The organism is Oceaniovalibus sp. ACAM 378, from assembly GCF_008085915.1.
GTDB lineage: Bacteria > Pseudomonadota > Alphaproteobacteria > Rhodobacterales > Rhodobacteraceae > Oceaniglobus.
On sequence record NZ_VSJK01000006.1, the window covers coordinates 146,564 to 171,371 of the forward strand.

The 24,808-nt window shown below is 62.5% G+C and carries 23 protein-coding genes; 14 read left to right on the forward strand and 9 right to left on the reverse strand.

What is annotated here, in order from left to right:
- Positions 1-111: 111 nt before the first annotated feature.
- The 8 genes from FQ320_RS09565 to FQ320_RS09600 all read left to right on the forward strand — a co-directional run bounded on the left by FQ320_RS09565 (position 112) and on the right by FQ320_RS09600 (position 8,949).
- Positions 112-582 carry a GAF domain-containing protein gene (locus tag FQ320_RS09565; protein ID WP_148471599.1) on the forward strand — a complete coding sequence of 157 codons (471 nt, stop codon included), beginning with the start codon at positions 112-114 and terminating at the stop codon, positions 580-582.
- 79 nt (positions 583-661) lie between these two features.
- On the forward strand, positions 662-1,234 hold the full coding sequence (locus FQ320_RS09570) for a helix-turn-helix domain-containing protein (protein ID WP_255509442.1): 573 nt from the start codon (positions 662-664) through the stop codon (positions 1,232-1,234).
- A 94-nt stretch (positions 1,235-1,328) separates the two neighbouring features.
- Positions 1,329-3,800, forward strand: a complete 2,472-nt coding sequence (locus tag FQ320_RS09575) for an FAD-dependent oxidoreductase (protein WP_148471603.1) — start codon at positions 1,329-1,331, stop codon at positions 3,798-3,800.
- Positions 3,797-3,985 (forward strand): hypothetical protein, encoded by a 189-nt coding sequence (locus tag FQ320_RS09580; protein WP_148471605.1) that lies wholly within the window; start codon positions 3,797-3,799, stop codon positions 3,983-3,985. Before FQ320_RS09575 ends, FQ320_RS09580 begins: the two co-directional genes overlap by 4 nt.
- A gap of 53 nt (positions 3,986-4,038) precedes the next feature.
- Positions 4,039-4,932 carry a homocysteine S-methyltransferase family protein gene (locus FQ320_RS09585; RefSeq protein WP_148471607.1) on the forward strand — a complete coding sequence of 298 codons (894 nt, stop codon included), beginning with the start codon at positions 4,039-4,041 and terminating at the stop codon, positions 4,930-4,932.
- 13 nt (positions 4,933-4,945) lie between these two features.
- Positions 4,946-7,387 carry an FAD-dependent oxidoreductase gene (locus FQ320_RS09590; RefSeq protein WP_187393847.1) on the forward strand — a complete coding sequence of 814 codons (2,442 nt, stop codon included), beginning with the start codon at positions 4,946-4,948 and terminating at the stop codon, positions 7,385-7,387.
- 154 nt (positions 7,388-7,541) lie between these two features.
- Positions 7,542-8,186, forward strand: coding sequence for a pseudouridine synthase (locus FQ320_RS09595; RefSeq protein WP_148471611.1), 645 nt, complete (start codon positions 7,542-7,544; stop codon positions 8,184-8,186).
- A gap of 106 nt (positions 8,187-8,292) precedes the next feature.
- The gene (locus tag FQ320_RS09600; RefSeq protein WP_148471613.1) at positions 8,293-8,949 is read left to right on the forward strand and encodes a peroxiredoxin; all 657 of its coding nucleotides are present in this window, start codon (positions 8,293-8,295) and stop codon (positions 8,947-8,949) included.
- Positions 8,950-9,015: 66 nt separating this feature from the next.
- Here FQ320_RS09600 and yghX read toward each other — a convergent pair whose 3' ends face one another.
- Together yghX and pnp are read right to left on the reverse strand one after the other, a co-directional pair.
- Positions 9,016-9,903 carry a YghX family hydrolase gene (gene yghX / locus FQ320_RS09605; RefSeq protein WP_148471615.1) on the reverse strand — a complete coding sequence of 296 codons (888 nt, stop codon included), beginning with the start codon at positions 9,901-9,903 and terminating at the stop codon, positions 9,016-9,018.
- Between the two features lie 225 nt (positions 9,904-10,128).
- Complete coding sequence (gene pnp, locus FQ320_RS09610) at positions 10,129-12,261, reverse strand: polyribonucleotide nucleotidyltransferase (protein ID WP_148471616.1); 2,133 nt, start codon at positions 12,259-12,261, stop codon at positions 10,129-10,131.
- A gap of 252 nt (positions 12,262-12,513) precedes the next feature.
- Between pnp and FQ320_RS09615 the strand changes: the two genes are divergently transcribed.
- On the forward strand, positions 12,514-13,776 hold the full coding sequence (locus tag FQ320_RS09615; RefSeq protein WP_148471618.1) for a SulP family inorganic anion transporter: 1,263 nt from the start codon (positions 12,514-12,516) through the stop codon (positions 13,774-13,776).
- Positions 13,777-13,843: 67 nt separating this feature from the next.
- On the opposite strand, the gene rpsO is transcribed toward FQ320_RS09615, so the two are convergent.
- A complete protein-coding gene (rpsO, locus tag FQ320_RS09620) occupies positions 13,844-14,113 on the reverse strand; it encodes a 30S ribosomal protein S15 (protein ID WP_148471620.1) in 270 nt (89 codons plus the stop codon).
- A 643-nt stretch (positions 14,114-14,756) separates the two neighbouring features.
- Between rpsO and FQ320_RS09625 the strand changes: the two genes are divergently transcribed.
- Positions 14,757-16,019 (forward strand): hypothetical protein, encoded by a 1,263-nt coding sequence (locus tag FQ320_RS09625; protein WP_148471622.1) that lies wholly within the window; start codon positions 14,757-14,759, stop codon positions 16,017-16,019.
- A gap of 45 nt (positions 16,020-16,064) precedes the next feature.
- Here FQ320_RS09625 and FQ320_RS09630 read toward each other — a convergent pair whose 3' ends face one another.
- The 4 genes from FQ320_RS09630 to FQ320_RS09645 all read right to left on the reverse strand — a co-directional run bounded on the left by FQ320_RS09630 (position 16,065) and on the right by FQ320_RS09645 (position 19,686).
- Positions 16,065-17,273 carry a lytic murein transglycosylase gene (locus tag FQ320_RS09630; protein WP_148471625.1) on the reverse strand — a complete coding sequence of 403 codons (1,209 nt, stop codon included), beginning with the start codon at positions 17,271-17,273 and terminating at the stop codon, positions 16,065-16,067.
- A 69-nt stretch (positions 17,274-17,342) separates the two neighbouring features.
- Complete coding sequence (cbiB, locus tag FQ320_RS09635) at positions 17,343-18,284, reverse strand: adenosylcobinamide-phosphate synthase CbiB (RefSeq protein ID WP_370513044.1); 942 nt, start codon at positions 18,282-18,284, stop codon at positions 17,343-17,345.
- The gene (locus FQ320_RS09640; protein WP_148471627.1) at positions 18,281-19,303 is read right to left on the reverse strand and encodes a threonine-phosphate decarboxylase; all 1,023 of its coding nucleotides are present in this window, start codon (positions 19,301-19,303) and stop codon (positions 18,281-18,283) included. Before FQ320_RS09640 ends, cbiB begins: the two co-directional genes overlap by 4 nt.
- Positions 19,300-19,686 carry a DUF1636 domain-containing protein gene (locus FQ320_RS09645; protein ID WP_148471629.1) on the reverse strand — a complete coding sequence of 129 codons (387 nt, stop codon included), beginning with the start codon at positions 19,684-19,686 and terminating at the stop codon, positions 19,300-19,302. The genes FQ320_RS09640 and FQ320_RS09645 overlap by 4 nt, the downstream gene beginning before the upstream one ends.
- 208 nt (positions 19,687-19,894) lie before the next feature.
- Here FQ320_RS09645 and FQ320_RS09650 point away from each other — a divergent pair, with 208 nt between their 5' ends.
- Positions 19,895-20,257 (forward strand): response regulator transcription factor, encoded by a 363-nt coding sequence (locus tag FQ320_RS09650; protein WP_148471631.1) that lies wholly within the window; start codon positions 19,895-19,897, stop codon positions 20,255-20,257.
- A gap of 98 nt (positions 20,258-20,355) precedes the next feature.
- Here FQ320_RS09650 and FQ320_RS09655 read toward each other — a convergent pair whose 3' ends face one another.
- A complete protein-coding gene (locus FQ320_RS09655; RefSeq protein WP_148471633.1) occupies positions 20,356-21,624 on the reverse strand; it encodes a glycerate kinase in 1,269 nt (422 codons plus the stop codon).
- A 208-nt stretch (positions 21,625-21,832) separates the two neighbouring features.
- Here FQ320_RS09655 and FQ320_RS09660 point away from each other — a divergent pair, with 208 nt between their 5' ends.
- Positions 21,833-22,159, forward strand: a complete 327-nt coding sequence (locus FQ320_RS09660) for a hypothetical protein (protein WP_148471635.1) — start codon at positions 21,833-21,835, stop codon at positions 22,157-22,159.
- Between the two features lie 25 nt (positions 22,160-22,184).
- Here FQ320_RS09660 and FQ320_RS09665 read toward each other — a convergent pair whose 3' ends face one another.
- The gene (locus tag FQ320_RS09665; protein WP_148471637.1) at positions 22,185-23,201 is read right to left on the reverse strand and encodes a ribose-phosphate pyrophosphokinase; all 1,017 of its coding nucleotides are present in this window, start codon (positions 23,199-23,201) and stop codon (positions 22,185-22,187) included.
- Between the two features lie 103 nt (positions 23,202-23,304).
- On the opposite strand from FQ320_RS09665, the gene FQ320_RS09670 reads away from it, so the two are divergent.
- Both FQ320_RS09670 and FQ320_RS09675 read left to right on the forward strand, forming a co-directional pair.
- The gene (locus FQ320_RS09670) at positions 23,305-23,916 is read left to right on the forward strand and encodes a 2-hydroxychromene-2-carboxylate isomerase (RefSeq protein ID WP_148471639.1); all 612 of its coding nucleotides are present in this window, start codon (positions 23,305-23,307) and stop codon (positions 23,914-23,916) included.
- Entirely contained in the window at positions 23,916-24,731 is an 816-nt protein-coding gene (locus FQ320_RS09675) for an alpha/beta fold hydrolase (protein ID WP_148471641.1), read from the forward strand. The genes FQ320_RS09670 and FQ320_RS09675 overlap by 1 nt, the downstream gene beginning before the upstream one ends.
- Positions 24,732-24,808: the final 77 nt, after the last annotated feature.

Sequence of the window (24,808 nt, forward strand, 5' to 3'; positions counted from 1 at the left end):
TCCCATCGGCAAACTCCTGCCATCTTACCGACGCACAGATTACCAATTGGTTTTCATCCGTGGGTTGTGTCGAATTGCACTTACTTTCAAATGTGGATTCAGGAGGCGGAGATGACCGTTGACTATGCAGATCTGGCGCGGGTGATCGCCAGCCTGACCGAGGGTGAAACCGATCCCGTGGCGCTGATGGCGACGGTGGCCTGCGAGGTGCACCACTCCGACGACAGGTTCGACTGGACTGGGTTCTATCGCGTGGTGGCGCCCGAAATGCTTAAGATCGGGCCGTATCAGGGGGGGCACGGCTGCCTTGTCATCCCGTTTTCGCGCGGGGTTTGCGGTGCGGCCGCGCGCACCGGACAGGTGCAACTGGTTGATGACGTCGATGCCTTTCCGGGCCATATCGCCTGTGCATCATCGACCCGGTCGGAAATGGTTCTTCCCGTGTTCAACAATCACGGGGGGTTGATCGGCGTGTTCGACATCGACAGCAACCGGCCCGGGGCGTTTGGCGATGCCGATGTCGATGGGTTGGCAAAGATTCTGAAAGACACCTTCGCACAGGTGGACCGACCGGCTTTCTGATCCGGACGGTGAAATTTGGTTGCAAAATTTCACCGTCCGGCTAACGTGAAAATTGAACAGAAATTTTCATGGCCGTGCAGTGCTTCATTCCGATCCAGCCAACCGCCCCGGACTTGGGGCCGATCTGCGAACGTTGCGGCGCGGGCGCGGGATGACTCTTGCCATCGTGGCAGGGAAGCTGGGCAAATCAGTCGGCTGGCTGAGCCAGGTCGAGCGTGATCTGTCGGCCCCGTCAGTTGCTGACCTGCGAGAACTCGCGGCGTTGTTCGGCGTGCCTGTGTCTTTGTTGTTCGGACAGGCCGAGGCAGCAGCGAACGAAGTGGGCCATGTGGTGCGGTCGGGCGCACGTCGACGGATCGGCAGCACACAGGCCGGATTGGTCGAGGAATTGCTGTCGCCCGACCTGACCGATGATTTCGAGATGGTGCACAGCACATTCGCCGCCGGCGCCTCGATCGAAACCCCCGTCAGCCGCCCGACGCAGGAAGTGGGATATATCGTTTCAGGCCGGCTGGACCTGTGGATCGACGGACAGGTGCACCGGTTGCAGGCAGGTGACAGCTTTCGTGTCCGCGGCGAGCCGTTCCGCTGGATGAATCCCTATGACACTCCGGCCGTGGCGATCTGGGTGATCGCTCCGCCAGTTTACTGAGCGTGGTGCGGGCTGTGGCGTCGGATGCCTCCGGCGGGAGTATTTCAGCAAAGAAGAAACAGGGCGTCAGGTGCCCGGAACGGGAGCGGCAGGGATGACAGGTTTTCCGAAAACGGCGCGTGTTTTGGTCATCGGTGGTGGCGTTGTCGGTGTGTCATTGCTGTATCACCTGGCCAAGGCGGGTTGGACCGACTGCGTGCTGGTGGAAAAGAATGAACTGACCGCCGGGTCCACTTGGCACGCGGCGGGGAACTGTCCGAACTTCAGCGCATCCTGGGCAGTCATGAACATGCAGCGATATTCGCTGGCGATGTATCGCACACTGGCCGACGATGTGGATTACCCGATGAATTACCATGTCACCGGGTCTTTGCGCCTGGGCCATGGCAAGGAGCGGATGCGCGAATTCGAACGGGTCGTCGGCATGGGGCGGTATCAGGGGCTTGAGATGGATATCCTGTTGCCCGCCGAACTGCGCGAGCGGCACCCGTTTCTGGAAACCCACGACATTGCCGGCGGGTTATGGGATCCGCTGGACGGGGATATCGACCCGGCGCAGTTGACTCAGGCGATGGCGAAGGGGGCACGACGGCTGGGGGCACGTATCGAACGGTTCTGCCCGGCGACAGGCGTATCGCGCGAGGGCGGCGAATGGGTCGTGCACACCGGCAAGGGCGATATCCGTTGCGAAGTCGTGGTCAACGCGGCGGGCTATTATGCCGGGCGGGTGGGGGACTGGTTCCTCCCGTTTGGCGGGCGTCGGGTGCCGATGACAGTGATGAGCCATCAGTATTTCCTGACCGAGGAGATCCCCGAAATCGCCGCCTGGAGCACCGAGACCGGCCGCAATCTGCCGCTGCTGCGCGATGTGGATTCGTCGTGGTATCTGCGGCAGGAAAAGAACGGGCTGAACCTTGGGCCATACGAGCGCAACTGCAAGGCGCATTGGGTCACACCCGGCGATCCGATGCCCGACGATTTCAGTTTTCAGCTGTATCCCGACGATCTGGACCGGCTGGAATGGTATATCGGCGATGCGATGGAGCGGATTCCGCTGTTGGGGACTGCGGGCGTCGGGCGCACGATCAACGGGCCGATCCCCTATGCCCCCGACGGGTTGCCGATGATCGGGCCGATGCCGGGGGTTCGCGGCGCGTATGAGGCGCATTCGTTTACGTTCGGCATCGTGCAGGCCGGGGGGGCGGGGAAGGTGCTGGCCGAGTGGATCACCCAAGGCCACACGGAATGGGACATGTGGGCGGTCGATCCACGTCGCTTTACCGCCCACGCCGACGCCGATTTTTGTCTGGCCAAGGCGGTCGAAACCTATGGCCACGAATACGCCATGCATTTTCCGCACCGGGAATGGCCCGCCGGGCGGGATCGAAAGCTTTCAGCGCTGCACGACCGTCTGCTGGCCGCCGGGGGCCAGATGGGTGCATACAACGGGTGGGAACGGGCGAACTGGTTCGCGGCGCCCGGCGAAGTTCCATCTGCGGCGCAAGGCGACGATACCTCGGACGCGGCGATGCACACATGGGCGCGTAGCGGGCCTTGGGAGTCGCGGGTGAGAGCCGAATGCGAAGCGGTGCGGGATTCCTGCGGGATTATCGCGATTTCGGGATTCACCCGGCTGAACGTCAAGGGGACGGGCGCGCGAGAATTCATCAACGGGCTGACGGCCTCGGCCATGCCAAAACCGGGGCGGATCGGGCTGGCGTATTTCCCCGACAGCCGGGGGCGCGTCGTCACCGAGATGTCAGTGATCGTGCACGGCGAGGATGAGGTTGGGCTGATCGGTGCCGCAATGGCACAGTGGCACGATGCAGAACTGTTGTGGCGGCAAGCCCCCGAGGGACTCACCGTGACCGACCACACCGAGGCGGTGGAATGCCTTTTGGTCACCGGCCCGCGTGCCCGCGAGATTCTGGCGGGGCTGAGCGATCATGATCTGAGCCTGCCGTGGCTCACCGTGCAGCACGCGGGGCAGGTTGCTGGAGTGGACTGCGCTCTGGTGCGGGTGTCCTTTGCCGGAGAGTTGGGGTGGGAGATCCATTGTGCGCCCGGTGATGCGCCCGCGATCTGGGATGCGGTGACGGCGGCGGGGGCGGTGCCCTTTGGCATGTATGCGCTGAATGCACTGCGGCTGGAAAAGGGCTATCGCGCGTGGAAGGGCGATCTTTCCACCGACTACACGCTGCTTGAATCCGGGTTGGAGCGCTTCATCAAGCCTGACAAGCCCGTCGATTTTCCCGGCAAGGCGGCTCTTCTGGCCGAACGGAAGCGGGGGCGATCACGGGGGTTCGTAACGCTGCTGGTCGATGCCGGGGATTGTGACGCGCCCTATATGTCGACGCTCTGGCAGGGCGACACCGTGGTGGGCGAAACCACATCAGGCGGGTGGGGTTACCGGGTTGGACACTCGATCGCGCTGGGCATGGTGCGGGCCGATCTGGCGGTTGCCGGCACGGTGCTGGAGGTGAAAATCTTTGGCGAAAAGTGCCGCGCGGTGGTGCAGCCGGACCGTCCCCTGTGGGATCCCGACAACGTCAGGATTCGGGCGTGACTGTCGTCGATGCCTTTTTGTGCAAGGCGGTGCGCCTGAGAGGCCCCGCAAGGGTGACCAAAGGCGAGGCTGTGGATGACCCTATGCAGCGTTCTCGCGAGGCCGGGGGCGGATTGCGCGACCGGATGACCGCCGTCGCGCTTGTTCACGTGGCCGAGGTCAAACTTGTCTGCCCCGCCCGATGACCCAAAGGCCACCGAGGCGAAGATGATTGCGATGTATAGAGGAGGACGTGCGGATGACCGATATCACCCTGCTTGACGGCGGCATGGGGCAAGAGCTTTTGCGCCGGTCGGGCGATCTGCCGACGAACCTGTGGGCGACACAGGTGATGTTGGATCATCCCGGATTGGTGCGCGACATCCATGCCGATTACTTCTCTGCAGGGGCGACAGTGGCCACCGTCAACACCTATGCCGTGCATCATGACAGGTTCGCCGGGACAGCGCTCGAGGGGCGGTTGGCAGAAATTCTGGACCGGGCCCTGTCCGAGGTCGAGGCCGCCCGCAACGCCCATGGGGCTGGCCGGATCGCCGGGGCCATTGGCCCGCTGAACGCAAGTTACCGCCCTGATCTGCACCCCGATCCCGAGATTTCCGTGCCGCTTTACGCCGAACTCGCCCATGGAATGGCGGCCCATGTCGATCTGATACTGTGTGAAACCGTCGCGTCTCTGGCCCATGCCGATGGGATTCTAACCGCCTGTGCGCCGACCGGCCTGCCGGTATGGCTGGCGCTCACCGTCAGCGACACGGACGGCACGCGCCTGCGGTCGGGCGAGCGGGTGGCGGATATCCTCCCGATGCTCGAGGGCCGGGCGCAGGCGCTTCTGGCCAATTGTTCCGCCCCCGAGGCGATGCCAGCGGCTCTCGAGGCGTTGCTGCCTGCCGGGCTGCCTGTGGGGGCATATGCCAATGGTTTCGAGCGTATCAACGAGGATTTCCTGAAGGACAAGCCGACCGTCGCCGCCCTGTCGGCGCGGCGCGACATGGGCCCCGAAACCTATGCCAGCCACGCCATGGGCTGGATCGGGCAAGGCGCGACCATCGTTGGTGGCTGCTGTGAAACCGGCCCTTTCCATATTGCCGAACTGGCCCGCCGCCTCCGCGCCGCGGGTCACTCCATTGTCTGAAGGAGCGTTGCCCGTGACCCTGCCCACCCACGCCCGCGTCGTCATCATCGGTGGTGGCGTCATCGGTTGCTCTGTCGCCTATCACCTGACCAAACTGGGTTGGACCGACGTAGTTCTGCTCGAGCGTAAGCGCCTGACCAGCGGTACGACATGGCACGCCGCAGGGCTGATCGCGCAGTTGCGCGCGACGGCGAACATGACCCGGCTGGCAAAGTATTCGCAGGAGCTTTACGGCGCGCTTGAGGCGGAAACCGGGGTCGCCACCGGGTTCAAACGCTGCGGCTCGATCACCGCCGCGTTGACGGATCAGCGGAAAGAAGAACTGTTCCGACAGGCCGCCATGGCCCGCGCCTTTGGTGTCGAGGTCGAAGAGATCGGCCCGGCCGAGGTCAAGGCGCGGTACGAACATCTGAACATCGAAGGCGTGACGGCAGGTGTCTGGCTGCCGCTGGACGGGCAGGGAGATCCGGCGAATATCGCCCATGCTTTGGCCCGGGGGGCGCGACAGCGCGGTGCGCGGGTCTTTGAGGGCGTGCGCGTGACAGGCATCACGCGTGACGGGCGGCGGGCCGTCGGTGTGGACTGGGCGCAGGACGGCGAGGTCGGCCATATCGCCACCGACCATGTGGTGAACTGTGCCGGCATGTGGGGTCATGAGGTGGGGCGTATGGCGGGCGTCAATGTCCCGCTGCATGCCTGCGAACATTTCTACATCGTGACCGAGGCGATTGCGGGCCTGACCCAGCTTCCGGTGCTGCGGGTGCCCGACGAATGCGCCTATTACAAGGAAGACGCGGGCAAGATGCTGCTGGGCGCGTTTGAACCGGTGAGCAAGCCTTGGGGGATGGCGGGCATCAGTCCCGATTTTGAATTCGACCAGCTGCCCGAAGATTTCGACCATTTCGAGCCGATCCTTGAGGCGGCGGTGAACCGACTGCCGATGCTGGCGACGGCGGGGATTCACACGTTCTTTAACGGCCCGGAATCCTTTACCCCCGATGATGCCTATCATCTGGGCCAATCCCCCGAGGTGGACAATTTCTGGGTCGCCGCCGGGTTCAACTCGATCGGGATTCAATCGGCGGGGGGGGCGGGTATGGCTCTGGCCCAGTGGATGGAGGATGGCGCGCGGCCCTTTGATCTTGGCGATGTCGATATCGCGCGGATGCAGCCGTTTCAGGGCAACCGGACCTATCTGTTTGAGCGCAGCAAGGAAACGCTGGGCCTGCTCTATGCCGATCACTTTCCGTTCCGTCAAAAGGCAACAGCGCGGGGCGTGCGACGTTCACCGTTCCATCATCACATGCTGGAAAACGGCGCGGTAATGGGCGAGCTGGCGGGATGGGAAAGGCCCAACTGGTTTGCCGCTCCCGGACAGGTGCCGGAATATGAATATGGCTGGAAGCGGCAGAATTTCTTTGCCAATGTCGCCGCTGAACATGCGGCGGTGCGCACCAATCTGGCGATGTACGATATGTCATCCTTCGGCAAGCTGCGGGTCGAAGGGCCGGACGCCGAAGCCTTCCTGAACCGGGTCTGTGGTGGCGATTGTTCGGTGCCGGTGGGGCGGATCGTCTATACCCAGTTCCTGAACGATGCTGGCGGGATCGAAGCGGATGTGACCGTCACCCGCCTGTCTGAAACCTGTTTCCTGATCGTCACCCCCGCCGCCACCCGTCTGGCCGATCAGGTCTGGCTGCGCCGTCATCTGGGGGATGCCCGTGTGATGATCACCGATGTTACGTCCGGCGAAGGCGTCCTGGCGGTAATGGGGCCGCGCGCGCGTGATCTGCTGCAACGGGTGTCGCCGAATGATTTCACCAACGCCGTCAATCCGTTCGGCACCGCACAGGAGATCGAGATCGGCATGGCTCTGGCCCGGGTGCACCGCGTCACATATGTGGGCGAGCTTGGATGGGAGGTTTACGTCTCCGCCGATATGGCCGGTCATGTATTCGAGACGCTGTTCGAGGCGGGGCAGGATCTGGGGCTGAAATTATGCGGGATGCAGATGATGGACACTTGCCGGATCGAAAAGGGATTCCGCCATTTCGGCCATGACATCACCTGCGAAGATCATGTGCTTGAGGCCGGATTGGGCTTCGCGGTGAAAACGGCCAAGCCGGATTTCATCGGGCGTGACGCGGTGCTGCGCAAAAAGGACGCTGGTCTTGACCGGCGGCTGGTGCAGTTTCGCCTGACGGACGCTGAACCGCTGCTCTATCACAACGAACCGGTGCTGCGCGACGGGCAGGTGGTGGGGTTCCTGACCTCGGGCGCATATGGTCACCATCTGGGCGCGGCGATGGGGCTCGGCTATCTTCCGTGCAGCGGCGAAACCGCCGCGCAGGTGCTCGCCTCATGCTATGAAATCGACGTGGCAGGGGTGCGGGTCAGGGCCGAGGCGTCGCTGAAACCGATGTACGATCCTACTGGCGAGCGCGCCAAGGCCTAAAGGGTGACAATCCACCCATGTCTCGACGCAACCTGACTGTCGGTTTCGGTGGACCGGTTTCTCCTTGCCCAAATACTCCCGCCGGAGGCATCCTTCGCTGGCCAAGGGCACGAGTGACCTTTTCGCCCCCCGCTGCGGGTGATACCCGGTTACCATGAGTGATTATGTCCCCCCCGATACACCGCTGGAGATCGTCCACAGCGATCATGAACTGCTGCTTCTGGCCAAGCCGGCGGGGCTGCTTTCGGTACCGGGCAAGGGTGAACATCTGGCAGATTGCCTCCTGACACGGGCCCAGGCAGCGTTTCCCGGCACTCTGCTGGTGCATCGGCTGGACCGGGACACGTCTGGCGTCATGGTGTTCGCGCAGACCCCCCATGCGCAGCGCCATCTGGGACTGCAATTCGAAAAACGGATGATGAAGAAATGCTATGTCGCGCGGGTGGCCGGGCATCTGGAGCCCGCGACAGGCACGGTGGATCTGCCCTTGATCGTCGACTGGCCGAACCGGCCGCGCCAGATGGTCGATCACGAAAACGGACGGGCGGCGGTGACCGACTGGCGGGTCATCCGGACGGAGGGTGATGAAACCCGGGTGCGGCTGTACCCGAAAACCGGGCGTTCGCACCAGTTGCGGGTGCACATGCTCGCGCTGGGGCATCCGATCCTTGGCGATCCGTTCTATGCCGACGGCGCGGTGCGCGACCATCCGCGCCTGATGTTGCATGCCGAGTCGCTCAGGCTGCGCCACCCTGACGGCGGGGTAAGCATGACTTTCAAGGTGAAATGCCCATTCTGAGACGATGTTCGCCCAATATTCGCCGCCCCGCAGGGGTCACGGGTTTCAAGCATGCGGCACGAGGCCTATATTCTGAATGAAGCCAAAGCCACGAAAGGAAACTTCCATGTCCCTGCGCATTAACGACATCGCCCCCGATTTCACCGCCGACACGACGGTGGGCGAGATCAACTTGTACGATTGGATGGGGGATGGCTATGCCGTCCTGTTCTCCCATCCCAAGGATTTCACGCCAATCTGCACCACCGAGTTGGGGCTCATGGCGGGAATGGAAGACGACTTTGCCAAGCGTGACGCCAAGATCCTTGGCGTGTCCGTCGACGCGGTCAGCGATCACCACAAGTGGAAAGCTGACATCACGGCCCTGACCGGCAACGAAGTGCACTATCCGATGATCGGCGATACCGACATGAAGGTCGCCAAGCTCTATGGCATGTTGCCCGCCGAAGCCTCGGGCGATGTGGGTACGCGGACGCCTGCGGACAATCAGACCGTGCGCAGCGTGTTTGTCATCGGACCGGACAAGCGGATCAAGCTGTCGCTGACCTATCCGATGACAACCGGGCGCAACTTTGACGAGATCCTGCGCGCGCTGGATTCGATCCGCCTGACGGCGAAATACAAGGTGGCCACGCCAGCGAACTGGAAGGTTGGTGAAGATGTTGTGCTGACCGCTGCTGTGTCAGACGAAGAGGCGAACGAAAAATACGGCGGCTTTGACAAGAAACTGCCTTATCTGCGCACCACCAAACAGCCGGGCTGACCCCGTTTCGGGTGGGCGACCGCGCGGTTTGCGCGACGCCCACCCACCCGACCAGACCGGGCTGTATTACGCCAGATATTTGGCGAAATGTTCCAGCGTGCGATCCCAGGCCAGTGTCGCCGCGTCTTCGTCATAGCGCGGGGTCGTGTCGTTGTGAAAACCGTGGTTCGCCCCGGCATAGATATGCGTCTCGTAGGTCTTGCCATTCGCTTTGAGAGCTTCCTCATAGGCGGGCCAGCCAGCGTTCACGCGTTCGTCCAACTCGCCATAGTGAATCAGCAATGGTGCCTCAATGGCGGGAACGTCAGAGGCGTCGGGCTGTCTGCCATAGAATGGGACTGACGCAGACAGGGAGGGATAGGCTACGGCAAGCGCGTTGCACACCCCGCCACCATAGCAAAAGCCCACTGCGCCGACTTTTCCGGTGCTGTCTTCGTGGCCTTGCAACCATTCAAATGCGGCAAAGAAATCGGCCATCAGCTTTGCGCCGTCCAATTCGCTTTGCAATGCGCGCCCGTGTTCATCATTGCCGGGATAGCCGCCCTTTGGGGTCAGACCATCGGGACCAAATGCGAGGTAACCCGCTTTGGCCGTGCGGCGAACGACATCTTCGATATATGGATTCAGGCCACGATTCTCGTGGATCACCAACACTGCGGGAAGCTTGCCAGTTGCCCCCGCCGGTTTGGCCAAAAGCCCCTTGATCGTGCCGTGACCATCGGGGCTTTCGTATTCGGCGGTCATGGTTTCGATTTCAGGATCGTCAGGCGCAACCTGCTGCGCCCAAGCGTAATTTGGGGCGAGCTGATCAAGGATCATAGCGCCGGTGACGCCTGCTGCGGTGTATTTACCGGCATTTGACAGAAATTCGCGCTTGGTCATTTTTCCGTGGACGTAGCCGTCGAACATTTCAAGCAGTCGGGGGTGAAAGTCAGAAGCTTTTTTGCGTTGCATTTCAATTACTCCTTACTGATCGGCCTTGCTGGACGGGCCTTGCTGATCTGCCCCACGAGTGGGCTCGAATACCTGAACGCATGGTAAAGCCTCTCTTGCCGTTGTCGCTAAAAACTTTTGTGACGAGCGGCAATCGGCGGGCGTTGATCTGTTCTGCATCGGTTGATCAAACAAAAATGGCCCCGGCGTTTCCACCGGGGCCATTTTTTGTTCATAGGATCGTGATTATTCGGCGTCTTCTTCGGCTTTCGCCGGTTCGCCGGTGGCCTGATCGACCACTTTCATCGACAGGCGGACCTTGCCGCGGTCGTCGAAGCCCAGCAGTTTGACCCAGACGTCCTGACCTTCCTTGAGCACATCCGACGGATGGTTCAGGCGGCGGTTTTCGATCTGCGACACATGGACGAGTCCGTCACGCTTGCCGAAGAAGTTCACGAAAGCGCCGAAATCAACCAGTTTGACGACGGTGCCTTTGTAGATCTTGCCTTCTTCCGGCTCGGCCACGATCGAATAGATCATGTCGTAGGCCTTTTTGATCGAATCGGCGTTGGCCGATGCGATCTTGATGATGCCGTCGTCGTTGATATCGACCTTGGCACCCGACAGTTCGACGATCTCGCGGATCACCTTGCCGCCCGATCCGATGACTTCACGGATCTTGTCGGTGGGCACCTGCATGGTCTCGATCTTGGGAGCATGTTCGCTGAACGCGCCGGCGCCGGACAGCGCCTTGTTCATTTCGCTCAGGATGTGCAGGCGGCCGTCCTTGGCCTGTGCCAGTGCCTTTTCCATGATATCGGGCGTGATGCCCGCGACCTTGATGTCCATCTGCAGCGAGGTGATGCCTTCGGCAGTACCTGCAACCTTGAAGTCCATGTCGCCGAGGTGATCCTCGTCGCCCAGAATATCGGTCAGAATGGCATAGCTGCCGTCGTCTTCCAGGATCAGGCCCATAGCCACACCTGCGACCGGCGCTTTCAGCGGGACACCGGCATCCATCATCGACAGCGAACCGCCACAGACCGAAGCCATGGAGGACGAGCCGTTGGATTCGGTGATCTCGGACACGATGCGGATGGTATAGGGGAAATCCGTCGCGGCAGGCAGAACCGCCTGAAGCGCGCGCCATGCGAGTTTGCCATGGCCGATTTCACGCCGTCCCGGAGGGCCGAAACGTCCGACTTCGCCAACCGAGTAGGGGGGGAAGTTATAGTGCAGCAGGAAGTTCGACTTATACGTTCCGTGCAGCGCGTCGATCATCTGTTCGTCGTCGCCGGTGCCAAGGGTGGTCACGACCAGCCCCTGAGTCTCGCCACGGGTGAACAGGGCCGACCCATGTGTGCGGGGCAGGAAGCCGGTTTCACAGACGATGGGGCGCACGGTGGTCGTGTCGCGTCCGTCGATCCGCTTGCCGGTTTTCACGACGTCGCCGCGCAGGATGCCCGACTCGAGCTTCTTGATGGCCGAACCGAGGTTCTCATCACTCAGCTGCGCATCGTTCAGCTTGCCTTTGATCGCAGTCACGGCGTTGGAAATCGCCGTGGTGCGTTCCTGCTTGTCGGTGATCGCGAAAGCTTTGCGCATGGCGTCTTCGCCTGCTGCCTTCACGGCGTCATAAAGTGCCGAGTAATCGGCAGGCTGGAAATCGAACGGCTCTTTCGCACAGGCTTCGGCCAGATCGATGATCAGGTCGATCACCGGCTGGATTTGCTCGTGGGCGAATTTCACGGCGCCGAGCATTTCGGCCTCGGACAATTCGTATGCCTCGGATTCGACCATCATCACGGCGTCTTTGGTGCCGGCGACAACCAGGTCAAGCCGCTGTTCTGGCTTCAGCTTGAGGTTGTGCATGTCGTCGATTTCGGGGTTCAGGACATATTCGCCTTCGGTGAAGCCGACGCGGCAACCGGCGATCGGCCCCATGAACGGCGCACCCGAGATCGTCAGTGCGGCGGATGCGGCGATCATCGCGACCATGTCGGGATCATTGACCAGATCGTGGGACAGCACGGTGCAGATCACCAGAACTTCGTTCTTGAAGCCGGGCACAAACAGCGGGCGGATCGGACGGTCGATCAGGCGGCTGGTCAGCGTCTCTTTCTCGGTCGGGCGTGCTTCACGCTTGAAGAACCCGCCGGGCACTTTGCCGGCTGCGTAATACTTTTCATTGTAATGCACGGTCAGCGGGAAGAAATCCTGCCCCGGCTTCTGGCTTTTCGCGAAGGTCACGTTGGCCATGACGCTGGTTTCGCCCAGCGTGGCGATGACCGAACCGTCGGCCTGACGGGCGACCTTGCCTGTTTCCAGGGTCAGCGTCTCTTCGCCCCACTGGATGGATTTTGTCGTAACGTTGAACATGTAAGTTCCTCATGTCGGCCCGCAGGCCATTGCGTAGGGGGCGTATTCCCCCTGACTCCGGTATCTTTTTTGTCAGGCGCTGGTGTCCGGGCGCCGGAATTTCAGATTTTGCCGCCATATCCCAAAAATGCTCCGATTGAAAGGGATCCTTGCGCCGGAGTATGAAACCACGGCGCGCATTTTTGCGCGGGGGATGGCGCATTCCGGCTGGTTGTCCCATCCTGAGGGCGCTTTCACTATTGGACAGACAGCATGAAACCCAAGATCCTGACGACTCTGCGTGGCTATACCGGGGCATTGTTCCTGGCCGATGCGGCGGCGGGGGTTTCCGTGGCGATGGTCGCATTGCCCCTGAGCCTTGCCATCGCGATTGCCTCGGGGGCCGATCCGGGCAAGGGGTTGATCACCGCGATTGTTGCCGGATTTCTGGTTTCGCTTCTTGGCGGCAGCCGGGTTCAGATTGGCGGACCGACGGGCGCGTTCATCGTTGTCGTCTATTCTGTGATCATCCAGCACGGGTATGACGGGCTTGTGCTGGCGACGTTCATGGCCGGTGTCATCCTGATCATCGCGGGGGTTTTGCGACTGGGCAATCTGGTGGCCTATGTGCCGGAACCTGTGATCAACGGGTTCACCATCGGCATCGGCATCATCATCGCCACAAGTCAGTTGGCCGATCTGTTCGGTCTTGAGATTGCCGACCTGCCCGCCGAATTCCTGCCGAAGATTTCCACCCTTTGGCAGGCGCGGGACGGCGTCGGGTTGCCTGCGCTTGGCATCGGGATCGCGACGATGGTTCTGATCGTCGGCCTCAGGCGCTTGTGGCCGCGGTTTCCGGGGCTGATCATCGCGGTCGGTGTCACATCGCTGATCGTGGCTGCTGCGACGCTGCCGGTTGAAACGGTCTTTTCGCGGTTTGGCGCCTTGCCCACGGCGCTTCCGGTTCCGCATTTGCCCGATGTTACGTTTCCCCGCCTGATCGAGTTGTTGCCTTCGGCGCTTATCATCGCTCTGCTGGCCGGGGTTGAATCGCTTTTGTCGGCGATGGTTGCGGACCGGATGATCGACGGCCAACACCGGCCCAATGCCGAGGTTCTGGCACAGGGTGCGGCCAATATCGGTTCGGCGCTGTTTGGTGGTCTGCCCGCAACCGGGGCAATCGCGCGCACGGCCACCAACGTGCGGGCCGGGGGGCGGACCCCCGTTGCGGGGATCGTGCACGCGCTGGTCATTCTGATTGTGATGATGGTGGCCGCGCCTTTGGCGGGGTATCTTGCGATGCCTGCGCTGGCCGGGCTGCTTATTCTGACCGCGTGGAACATGAGCGAGCCGCATAAATGGCGCGCCCATCTGGCCGGGCGGCGGTCGGACGTCATGTTGCTGCTGGTGACGCTGATCCTGACCGTACTGGTCGATCTTACCGTCGCGATCGGGGTCGGGGTGTCGCTGGGTCTTGCCCTGCGGTTGCGGCGGCGTGACGTGCCACCGGCGGATTGGGATGTTCCAGACCGTTAAGGCCGGGGCAAGAAAAAAACCGCGCGCCGGTATGGCGCGCGGTTTGAAACTTTGTCTGGCTGATGGATCAGCGGCGGATGCCAAGGCTTTCGATCAGCTTGCGATACCGTGCTTCATCCTTGGACTTGGCATAGTCCAGCAGTTTGCGGCGCAGGGCGACCAGCTTCAGAAGGCCACGACGCGAGTGGTTGTCCTTCTTGTGGGTCTTGAAATGCTCGGTCAGGGTGGTGATGCGGGATGTCAGGACCGCGACCTGGACTTCGGGCGAACCCGTGTCGCCGTCCTTGGTCGCATATTCCTTCATCAGCCGGGTCTTTTCTTCGGGCGTAATCGACATCGGGGTCTCCTTTTCAGGTTCGGGTTATGGCGCGAGCCGGGATGTCGTCCAGCAAGGCCCGTGGAGATGCCGCAAGCGCGACCTCGCGTCTGTAGAAGAGTTTGCGACGATTGAAAAGGCCCATGCCGATTCCGCGGTTTTGGCCGTAAACGACGACAGGCTGACCCGATTTATGCCGGTACAGCCGCCAATGCCACCCAAGCGCGGGGAATGTTGCGAGATCCTGCGCAAGGGAACGAAAAAGGCGCTGAAAACCCGAAACCCTATTCGCCGATCGCTCAAACCGAGGACACTGTGGATGTGACGTGGGAATTGAGCGGCCCGAGGCGAGCACGCAACCCACCGTACCGGTAACCGATCCTATGGCTCCGTCGACAGAATCCACCATACCGACCGAGCCTGTGGTTGCGCCGTGCTGAACCGAACCAATCCAAACGGAACTCCGGCAGGACCGTCGCGTTCAGGGCGGTCGGACGGTGCACATGGATCAGACGGCCGCCCTGACGGCATCCGGGATCAGCGACCGGTTCAATTAACCTTAAAACGCGATATGTTTCGACATATGCCCTTTATCCTAAGAGTGTATCTGACAGGCAGCGGATGGTCTGGAATTTGTTCGCGGTTTGTTTTGCGGGGGGCAAAGATGCTGGCGGGTCTGATCTTTCTCGGTGTTCTGGCTGCGGCGTCGTTTCCTGACTTGATGGAGGGCGCGCAAACGGACGAAACCGATCATCCCGAAGATGCCGAGCCGTCGCTTGAGGCCGATGATCCCACGATGCCCGAAGACAGTCCGCATGGGGCAGTCACCGCTGCGCCCGAAAACGGCCCTGCCGGGGGTGACGTGTCGCAGGAAACCCCCGAGGTCCTGACTGGCGAGGAGGACCTGACTGGCGAAGAGGAACTGACTGGCGAGGACCTGTTTGTCGATCCTGAACCCGGGCTGGTGCTGGTCGAGTCGTTCAAGCCGGGTGTTGATACGCTTACGGTGGCTGTGCCCGACGACGCTCAGGAATTCACCGCCCATGACAGCGACGGCGACTCGGCTGCATACCTGCGCTTTGACACCGCCATGGGCACGGTCGAAATCCGCTTTCAGGGTCTGTCGGTCGTGCCGGTTGACGATCTGTTCCTGCGGGTGTCGGATGCGTCGTCGCCGACGCTGGATGCCGATATTCCCTTGTCGGCCCTGATGGATACCGACGCGGATGAGGTCGAAGGCCCGGTTCTGACGCCGGTCGACCCCGAATTTCCTGACGATGTTCCGGCCCCGGGGCCCGACGACCCGGTTCTGTCACCTGCCGATCCGACCCTGCCTGACGACCCGCCGGCCCCCGGCGCCGATGATCCGACCGTGCTGACTCCGGTTTTGGACGATGTGGCACCGACACCGGAGTATGACGTGTCGGAAGATGATGCGGGCGCTTTGTTGCCGTCCGGCGATGATGACACCAGAGATATCGCGGCACACGACAGGGTTCTTGCGGTTGCCAATCGCGATGACGCGTCCCCGCACGCTCCGGTTATGACGCCAGTGAGCGAACCGAACGATGGATCGCGTGGAGCGGAAGGACCGGGTCTGACGCCTGTGGCAGACGACACGGGGTTCGCAGAGCAGGCGCCAGATGTCCACGACTCACGGACGACTGAGGGTGTCTGGCTCTATTCCACGTCTGGGTCGCAGGCCGACGTTGCCGATATCACCGACTTCCTGAGGGGCGAGGATGTTCTGCGGATCAGCCTCAACCCTGCTGCTATCGACAGCGGCAATGTTTCTGTCTTGCCGTCCGGGGATGGCGAGGACGCTTTGGTCACCATCGACGGTAAGGTCATTGCGATCCTGCGCGGCGCGCCGGAGGCGACCTTGCGTGACGTGTTCGTCGAAACCCGGCCAGATATGTTCGGCTGATCCATAGGCAGTGAACGCCCTGAGAACCGCACAATCGCCAGCGCCCTAAAGCCGGGCGAGCAGATCGGGTGTGGGCCAGGCATCGGCGGGCATACCCAGACGTTGTTGCTCCGCCTGTACCGCCTCGCGCGTCTTTTCCCCCAGAATGCCGTCAATTCCACCAACGTCATACCCCCGGGCGACCAGCGCTGTCTGCAAGGCCTTCATCTGATCGCCAGACAGTCCGGTGTCGGGGCGCCCTGCATCAAAGACCGGCGCGCCCTCAAGCCGCGTGCCGAAATAGGCGGCGGTGGTGACATAAATAAAGCTTTGGTTCCATTCGAAATAAACGTCGAAGTTGGGATAGGCAAGAAATGCCGGCCCATTGCGCCCCTGTGGCAGCAGCACGGAAGCCGACAAGTCATCACCAGCCAGATCGCCGGTTCTGGCAGCAACTCCCAGCGCCTTCCACCCCGCCACGGGGCGGCGATGATTCAGGCCGGTTTGGGCCCAGTCGAATGTCGCGGGAAGGGTGATTTCCTGCAGCCAGGGTTCGTTCGCGCGCCAGCCAAGGGATTTCAGCATCGATGCGCCCGACAGCAGCGCGTCGGGTGCGGATGTCTTCAGGGTGACCTGGCCGTCGCCGTCACCATCCACGCCGTTGCTCAGAATGTCCTGAGGCAACATCTGAACCATGCCGATTTCGCCAGCCCAGGCGCCGGTGGTTGTGGCAGGATCCAACCCGCCTTTTTCAAACAGTTCGACGGCTGCGAACAATTGGGGGCGGAACAGGCCGGGACGGCGACAGTCATGGGCGAGGGTGGCCAGCGAATTGACCGTGTTGTAATCGCCCTGCACGGCGCCAAAGTCTGTCTCCAGCGCCCAGAAGGCCAGCAATACGCCCGGGCTGACGCCATATTCGTCACGCACACGGTCAAACACGGATGCATATTTATTCAGGTTCGCGCGGCCATTGTCGATGCGGTTCTGGCTGATCAGGTGGCGTGCGAAGTCGACGAAAGGCATCTGGAACACACCCTGCGCCTGATCTGCCGCGAGGGTTCGGGGGTCGTGGCGGATGCCTTGGAAAAACGCATCGACAGTAGCGCGATCATGACCTTTTGCCATGGATTCGGCCCGCGCCTGATCGAGAAAGTCAGAAAACCTGCCACCGCAAGGAACGGTATCCTGCGCTGTGTCTTGCGCGGAAGCAGGGCCGGGCGCGATGCTCAGCGCGGCGACAAGGGCGAGTGTCGCACGTTGGGGCAGGTTCATGGCGGATCCTTCGACAGGCGGAGCGGGGTCGTTGCGCTGGGTATCAGTTTGGACGCGGCTTGCAATGGATCAGGTGGAAAGGCGCGCGACTGTGACCGAGAGCGCGACCCAGATCACGACGAGAGAAATCATCGCCCCCCAGCTTCGCCAGAGCAGGGCCACGGCCCGGTCGATGTCCTGGGCCCCAAGGGTGCGGCGGCCTTTGGGATTGACGAAGGGAAAGTCGCGCATGACACCGTCATAGCTGCGCGGCCCGGCCAGGGCGACGCCCAGCGCGCGGGCCATGGCGGCCTCGGGCCAGCCGGCGTTGGGGGATTTGTGGCGCGCCGCTTCGGCGCGGATGGCGGGCATGGCGGTGAGTTGACCATTGGTGGCGGCAATCAACAGCGCAGTCAGCCGGGCCGGGATCAGGTTGAGCAGGTCGTCGGCCCGGGCCGAGGCCCAGCCAAAGGCGGCGTGCCGGGGGGTGCGATAGCCGATCATGCTGTCGGCGGTGTTGACAAATTTATAGACCAGTAGCCCCGGCAGACCGGCGAGGGCAAACCAGAAGACCGGGGCGATCACCCCGTCACTGAGGTTTTCGGCGGCGGATTCGATGGCGCTGCGGGCGACGGCGGTATCATCCATCGCGGCGGTGTCACGGCTGACGATCATCGCGACGGCGCTGCGACCTGCCCCGGTCGATTGCCGCAGGCCGGTGGCGACGGCGGTCACGTGATCGGCAAGGCTGCGCTGTGCCAGTAGGATCGCGGCTGTGATCAGTTCGGGCAATGGTCCGAGCGGGATGGCGGCGATCAGCACCGCCAGGATCAGGGCAAGGCCAACGAGAGTGGCAAGGGCCAGTACGCCGCGCGCCCGCCGGAACCGGCCGTGGTTCAGCGCCCTGTCAAGCCGGTCAACAGCCCGGCCCATCAGCACCGCAGGGTGGGGCAGACGGTTCCAAAGGGCGGGCGGTTCACCCAGCCAGGCATCCAGCAGCAGCGCGCCGATCAGCGTTAGGTGAATCATCATCGTTTGGCTGCGGGTCGGTGGCGGGCGCTCGGCGTTGCCATCGCCCCCCCCACCGTCCCACAGGCCGCCTCGAGCCGGGGCCAGTGATGCGGGGCGGGCAGACCAAGGCGCAGCCATCTCGGATTATAGGGGAAGGTCCGGGTCAGGATGCGGTGACGGGCGAATTCCCGGTGCCAGTTTTCGGCATCGTCGAGGCAATAGAGCCGGAACAGCGGACAGTCGTCCATTGCCCCGGGCCCGGACCGAGCCGATTCAGCCCCCGCCGTCCGCATCAACGCATCAAGCCGTGCGGCGTCGTCTTGCAGCCTTTGACGGGTCGCAGCGGCCCAGACGTGATCCGACAGTGCGCGGTTGGCGATCTCAAGCCCCGGACCGCTGACTGCCCAGGGGCCAAGCCTTGTCGCCAACCTGCCGATCAGCCCGGCATCACCAATGGCGAACCCCACCCGCAACCCGGCGAGCCCCCAGAATTTGCCAAGGCTCTTGAGGATCGTTGTGTCGGGGCGGCCACTTTGAACCTGACTGCGGTCGGGGTGAGTGTCGCAAAAGCTTTCGTCCAGAATCAGCGTTCCCGGAGAGGCGTGGTCCGAGCAGAATTTGCCGGTCGGGTTGTTTGGATGCACGACGACGCGCACCGGGGCAGGGTCGTGGGTGACGGTCCAGCCCGAGGCGCGAAAGGCGGCGGCGTGTTCGTTATAGGTGTCGGGGCGGATCTGAACGCGCTGCGCACCGGGGCCGGAGGGCAGGCAGCCGGGCAATTGTGCGATCAGTGCCGATGCGCCCGGCGCTGCAAGGATCGCCCGGTCGTCCGGCACCTGCCAGAACGCGCGCGCTGCGGCGATCAGACGGTCGGTCGCGCCTTTGTCGGGCAGGGCGGTCCAGACGTCGGGCGGCAGGTCACCGACCGGATAGGGGACGGGATTTATTCCCGTTGAGAGGTCGATCCAGTCGCCGCGTTTGCCGCCCCAGCGGGCCACGGCCGCGTCCAGCGCCCCACCATGATCGCGCGCATCGTTCACGTCTGCGGATCTTCGGGCAGCGGCGGGTGGCGGGTCACGACATGCCCCACGCCACCTTGCGGCCTTTGGCGAAACGGCACCAGACCAGCGCCTGACAGGGCATGCAGCGCGGCATAATCGACAATCGCAGTCGCCGCTTCGCTCTCAGGTTCGAACCGCCCAAGTGTATAGCAGAACTTGCCCCGGGCCTGAATCGCGACGTTGCAGGCATGACTACACCCCATGAGGCAGGACATCCGGCGCACCGCGACGCCCGGGCGCGGCGTTCGTTGCCGCGGTTCGCCCAGGATTTCGAGCAACACCTCGCCGTCAGCGCGGGTCGAGTCGGTGGTTTCCCAGCCATCGCGCCGACAGGTGTCACAGACGGTTATCACTGTCGTCATTTCTTGTGCCTTGCAGATGGGTCAGGTCTCAGATGGGGCGGATTCTCACCAATGTCGATTCGACTTCAAGCGGTTTCCCGCCGGTTTTCGGTAATTCATTCCGATAGTTGCCGGATGCTATTTGCGTTAACCTTCCGTTAGGAAATGAGTTACAAATAGAAAAGTCAGATGCGAAACGGTCGGTGGAATTTGCGGCGCCGGGGGATGTATGAAAGTTTTGATCGTAGAAGGGCGCGTCGGGTTGGCGCAACTCTGGGCCACATGCGTGAGCCGGTTTGGAGCCGAGGTGGAAATCGCCCGGACCCAGCCCGATGCGATTTCCTATCTGCAGAATGTTTGCCCGGAAATCGTGATACTGTCTCTTGGACTGGTCGAGGGGTCCGCGTTCGCCGTGGCGGACTATGCAAGTTATCGTCATCCAACGACCAAGATCATACCTGTCACCTCGTCCACATTCTTTTCTGACGGTTCGGTGTTTCAGCACGTACCGAACACCTGCACCACATTGGCCGAGTCCACGTCACCCGAAGATCTGGCAGCGATCGTTGAACATTACGGAATGACCGCCTGACGCCCCAAAGCCGCGCGCAGCCTCAGTTTTTGTCTCACCGTTAGAGGCAGTCGGGGATGGTGAACCCTTTGGGAGAGCCTCCCCTATACGATGCCGGGTCATATCGGCATCGACAACAGGATCTGAATGTCGGCCACATTGGTTCCGGTGGCACCCGTGATCAGCAGGTCATTCGCCAATGCCAATGCGGCGTTGCTGTCGTTATTCGCCAGCAATGCCGCGGCATCGCCCCGCGCCGCGATCCGCGCCCAGGTGCTTGGGTCGACAATCCCGCCCGCCGCATCGACCGGGCCGTCGCGCCCATCGGTGCCGCCTGACAGAAACAGCCAGCGTCGGGGGATCGGCGTGACTTCGGCCAACGCAGCCAGACGCAGGGCAAGCTCTTGATTGCGCCCGCCCTTGCCGGTGCCGGAAAGTTTCACCGTGGTTTCACCGCCAAAGAGCTGTGCCGTCGGCGGAGCATCGGCGGGCAGCGACAGGGCGGCGGCCAGCACCGTCTGCGCCGCATCGGCGACATCGCCTGTCAACCGGTCAGAGACGATTGTCGTGGCAAACCCGGCAGCTTTGGCGGCATCGGCGGCGGCGCTCAGGGACTGACCGTTCGATCCTATAAGATGGTTGGCGGCGGGGATGTTTGGCGCGTCTGTCTCGGTATCGGCGGACAGATGATCGCGCAGCGCCTGTGTCAGGCCATTCCAGGCGCCGACCTGTTGTAACAGCGCCCGTGCCTCGGACCTTGTGCCAATCGGTGCCACCGTCGGCCCCGAGGCAATGGCGCGCAGATCGTCGCCGATGACATCGGACAGCAGATATCCGGTGACCGGCGCAGGTGCGGCAAGGCGCAGCATCCCGCCACCCTTCAGTTGCGACACCTGCTGACGGACCATGTTCATCTGCACGATATCCAGCCCACTGGCCAAGAGCGCGCGGTTCAACGTCACCTTGTCAGCCAGCGTCAACCCCGGTGCAGGGGCGGGCACGAGTGCGGAACCGCCCCCCGAAATCAAGGCGATCACGTGATCCTGCTGTGTCGCCCCCTGCAATATTTCGATGACCGCGCGCCCGGCGGCGAGCCCCGCCGCATCTGGCACCGGATGGCCGGCGCGGTGCATCTGTGCGCCCGGCACCTCGGCTGTGTTTTCAGGATGGGTCACGCAAAGCGCCTCATGTGGCCCCGTGACATGCTTCAGGGCGGCGGACAGCATTGCGGGAGCGGCCTTGCCGATGGCGATCAGCAGCAGCCGCCCGGGGGGCTGGGGCAGCGGGTGATCGGCCAGCGCACGGGTGACGGCGGCGGCGGGATCGGCGCGTGAAATGGCGGCATCGAACAGCACTTTTGCGGTCTGGCGCAGATCTGGGTCGGGCATTGCGGATCCTCGGTTATCTGGCGTCAACCAAGGCGCGACAGGCCCGGGTGTCAAGACCGCAGGCGTTGCCGCCGCCCGGGTATTTCACGGGTTCAGCGGGCAGAGCCGGGGCGGCTGTGGCTCGTCCTTGCATCACATCGGGCAAAGCTGCACAATTTCCCGAACGTGGAACAGTGTGGCCGGTTGGCCATTTCAGGCGGAGGGAAGGATGCGCAAGGCACCGGGATTTTTGCAAAGCGGCGCCGGTCTGCCGCGCCCGGTGCTTTGGTCGTTGGTCGGATTGTCGCTGGCGGCCGGCGTGCTGGGGCTGATCACGGGGCGACAGGTGGCCGATTTTACGGAAACCGATGCGATTGCAGCCTATGCCGCGCTCTATGTGCAGGAAACTGGCGGCACCCCGGGCGATTGCCACGGGATGCCGGGCAGGGGCGCGGTCTGGCTGATCGTGCAATGCGGATCGGAGGATACCGCACGCAGCTATGACGTGGCGCGGGACGGCAGGCGGATCACCGGGGCAACCCCACCCGAGGCATGAGCCCGCCGCGTTCCGCCACCCCCGATCACTGGGAATACATGCCCTCATAGATCGGACCCAGCGTTTCGGTGTCGAAAAGCGACGATACCGACGTGCCGTTCCAGATGTTCATGATCGCCTGTGCAAACATCGGTGCGGTGGGAACGATGCGGATGTTGGGGGCTTTCCGTACGGCATCGGTGGGTTCGATGGAATCTGTGATCACAAGGGTTTTCATCACCGATCCGGTCACGCGCTCGACCGCAGGGCCGGACAGCACGCCGTGGGTGATATAGGCGTGCACTTCTTTCGCGCCCTGCTCCAATAGCGATTCCGCTGCCTTGCACAGGGTTCCGGCTGTGTCACAGATGTCGTCGACGATGATGCAGATCTGGTCTTTCACTTCGCCGATGATCGTCATTTCCGCAATTTCGCCCGGCTTGTCACGCCGCTTGTCGACGATCGACAGGGGGCAGCCGATGCGCTGGGCCAATTCCCGGGCCCGCGCCACACCGCCAACGTCGGGGGATACGATAGTCACCTCGTCCAGCCGCCCCTTGAACGCATGCAGGATATCCAGCGCGAAAACCGGCGAGGCATAGAGGTTGTCGACCGGAATGTCGAAGAACCCCTGAATTTGCGCGGCATGCAAGTCCATGGTCAGCACCCGTTCGATGCCCGCTTCGGTCAGCATGTTGGCAACCAGTTTCGCAGTGATCGGCGTGCGCGCCTTGGTGCGGCGATCCTGCCGGGCATAGCCGAAATAGGGGATGACCGCGGTGATCCGTGCCGCAGAAGACCGGCGCAGGGCATCACAGATGATCAGCAGTTCCATCAGGTTGTCGTTGGCGGGATTGCTGGTGGGCTGGATGATGAACATGTCCTCGCCGCGGACGTTTTCATACACTTCAACGAATATCTCGCCGTCGTTGAACCTTTCGACCCGGGCATCCAAAAGGCCGACGTTGACCCCCCGGTGCATCGACATACGCCGCGCGATAGATTTCGCAAGCGTGGGGTTGGCATTGCCCGAGATGAGCTTGGGTTCGGTCATGGATCGCATGTGCTTGGGGTTCCCGTGGTGGCGCAGTAACGGAATCGTCACGTTGACACCGCTTATCACGGGGTTACGGTCCCGGAAACCATTCGTCACAGGATATAGCGTCATGGCCCATATCGACTATTTTTTCGCCACGATTTCCCCCTATACCTATCTCGCAGGCACAAGGCTGGAAGAGATAGCAGCGCGCCATGGAGCGAGCGTTACGTATAAACCCTTTGATATCATGCAGCTTTTTTCGCGCACGGGTGGTTTGCCGCCAAAAGACCGGCATCCGTCGCGCCAAGAATACCGGCTGATCGATATTGAACGGTCCGCAGCACTGCTGGGTGAGCCGATCACCATGAAGCCGGCATTCTGGCCCGCAAATCCCGCGCCGTCGTCCTATGCGATCATCGCGGCGCAGGCTGCGGTGGCCCGGGGCGATGCCGGCGATCTGGCGGCGCTGGTGGCGTCGGTGACGCGTGCCTGTTGGCTGGAAGACCGTGATGTCGCCGACGATGACGTGATACGCGCCTGTCTGACGGCGGCTGGGTTTGATCCGGGTCTCGCCGATTCGGGGTTGCTTGCCGGGGCCGAAACTTATTCCGCCAATCTTGAAGAGGCGGTGGCGCGCGGTGTGTTTGGAGCACCGTTCTATGTGACCGAAGATGGCGAACGGTTCTGGGGCGTTGACCGGCTCAGCCATCTTGACGCGCATCTGTCGGGTCAGATCTGATGACTCTGGCCCGGGTCGCGGGCCATGATGTGTTTCACCAATCTTTCGGAATCGGCGACCGGCGCGCATTGATGATCCATGCCGCTCTGGCGCACTCGGGCGCATGGCGCGGGCTGGCGGCGCAACTGCCGCTGAACGCGGTGGCGTTTGATTTGCCGGGGCATGGACAAAGTGACGATTGGGACGGGCAGGGGGATTTTCTGACCTGTGTGACCCGGATCGCCGAAGAATTCCGAGACTGCCACGGTGGCGGGGCGACTGACGTGATCGGCCATTCCTTTGGCGGCACTGTAGCGCTGCGGCTGGCGGTGGAACGGCCCGATCTGGTGCGCAGCCTGACATTGATTGAGCCGGTTTTCTTTGCCGCCGCCCGCGCCACGGCGGCACCCGAGATCGCGGAGCATGATGCCGCAAACGCGCCGTTCGCCAAGGCGATGAAACAGGGGGATCATGCCGGTGCGGCCAAGATTTTTCTGGCCATGTGGCAGCCCGGTGCGCGTTGGTCGGCACTGCCCGAACCTCTGCGCACCGCACAAGCGGCGCGTATGCCGCTGATAACGGCGGGTGCCCCCGGTTTCGATGCCGACACCGCAGGCTTGCTGGACGCGGGGCGGCTGGAAGGTGTGACGGTTCCGGTTCTTCTGTTGCGTGGTGACGAAAGCCCCGCGATCATCGCCGCGATCCATCGCGCCTTGATGGAGCGGTTGCCGGATGCGCGTGACGTGGTGGTTGACGGGGCAGGGCACATGCTGGCGATCACTCACCCCGATCAGGTGGCGCGCGAGATGCTTCCGCATCTGGCAAGAGCAGCGTGACGTGGCTGTTCCTGCGGCTTGCCCTGTAACCGCGGTGCCGATTTCCGGAAAATACCCGCTTTTTTCGGATTTCCCGG

Coding starts and splice junctions, on each gene's coding strand:
- FQ320_RS09565 (WP_148471599.1), top strand. CDS start 112: ATGACCGTTGACTATGCAGATCTGGCGCGGGTGATCGCCAGCCTGACC.
- FQ320_RS09585 (WP_148471607.1), top strand. CDS start 4,039: ATGACCGATATCACCCTGCTTGACGGCGGCATGGGGCAAGAGCTTTTG.
- FQ320_RS09675 (WP_148471641.1), top strand. CDS start 23,916: ATGACTCTGGCCCGGGTCGCGGGCCATGATGTGTTTCACCAATCTTTC.
- FQ320_RS09670 (WP_148471639.1), top strand. CDS start 23,305: ATGGCCCATATCGACTATTTTTTCGCCACGATTTCCCCCTATACCTAT.
- FQ320_RS09600 (WP_148471613.1), top strand. CDS start 8,293: ATGTCCCTGCGCATTAACGACATCGCCCCCGATTTCACCGCCGACACG.
- FQ320_RS09575 (WP_148471603.1), top strand. CDS start 1,329: ATGACAGGTTTTCCGAAAACGGCGCGTGTTTTGGTCATCGGTGGTGGC.
- FQ320_RS09650 (WP_148471631.1), top strand. CDS start 19,895: ATGAAAGTTTTGATCGTAGAAGGGCGCGTCGGGTTGGCGCAACTCTGG.
- FQ320_RS09625 (WP_148471622.1), top strand. CDS start 14,757: ATGCTGGCGGGTCTGATCTTTCTCGGTGTTCTGGCTGCGGCGTCGTTT.
- pnp (WP_148471616.1), bottom strand. CDS start 12,261: ATGTTCAACGTTACGACAAAATCCATCCAGTGGGGCGAAGAGACGCTG.
- FQ320_RS09665 (WP_148471637.1), bottom strand. CDS start 23,201: ATGCGATCCATGACCGAACCCAAGCTCATCTCGGGCAATGCCAACCCC.
- FQ320_RS09630 (WP_148471625.1), bottom strand. CDS start 17,273: ATGAACCTGCCCCAACGTGCGACACTCGCCCTTGTCGCCGCGCTGAGC.
- FQ320_RS09655 (WP_148471633.1), bottom strand. CDS start 21,624: ATGCCCGACCCAGATCTGCGCCAGACCGCAAAAGTGCTGTTCGATGCC.
- cbiB (WP_370513044.1), bottom strand. CDS start 18,284: ATGATGATTCACCTAACGCTGATCGGCGCGCTGCTGCTGGATGCCTGG.
- FQ320_RS09645 (WP_148471629.1), bottom strand. CDS start 19,686: ATGACGACAGTGATAACCGTCTGTGACACCTGTCGGCGCGATGGCTGG.
- rpsO (WP_148471620.1), bottom strand. CDS start 14,113: ATGTCGATTACGCCCGAAGAAAAGACCCGGCTGATGAAGGAATATGCG.
- yghX (WP_148471615.1), bottom strand. CDS start 9,903: ATGCAACGCAAAAAAGCTTCTGACTTTCACCCCCGACTGCTTGAAATG.
- FQ320_RS09660 (WP_148471635.1), top strand. CDS start 21,833: ATGCGCAAGGCACCGGGATTTTTGCAAAGCGGCGCCGGTCTGCCGCGC.
- FQ320_RS09595 (WP_148471611.1), top strand. CDS start 7,542: ATGAGTGATTATGTCCCCCCCGATACACCGCTGGAGATCGTCCACAGC.
- FQ320_RS09615 (WP_148471618.1), top strand. CDS start 12,514: ATGAAACCCAAGATCCTGACGACTCTGCGTGGCTATACCGGGGCATTG.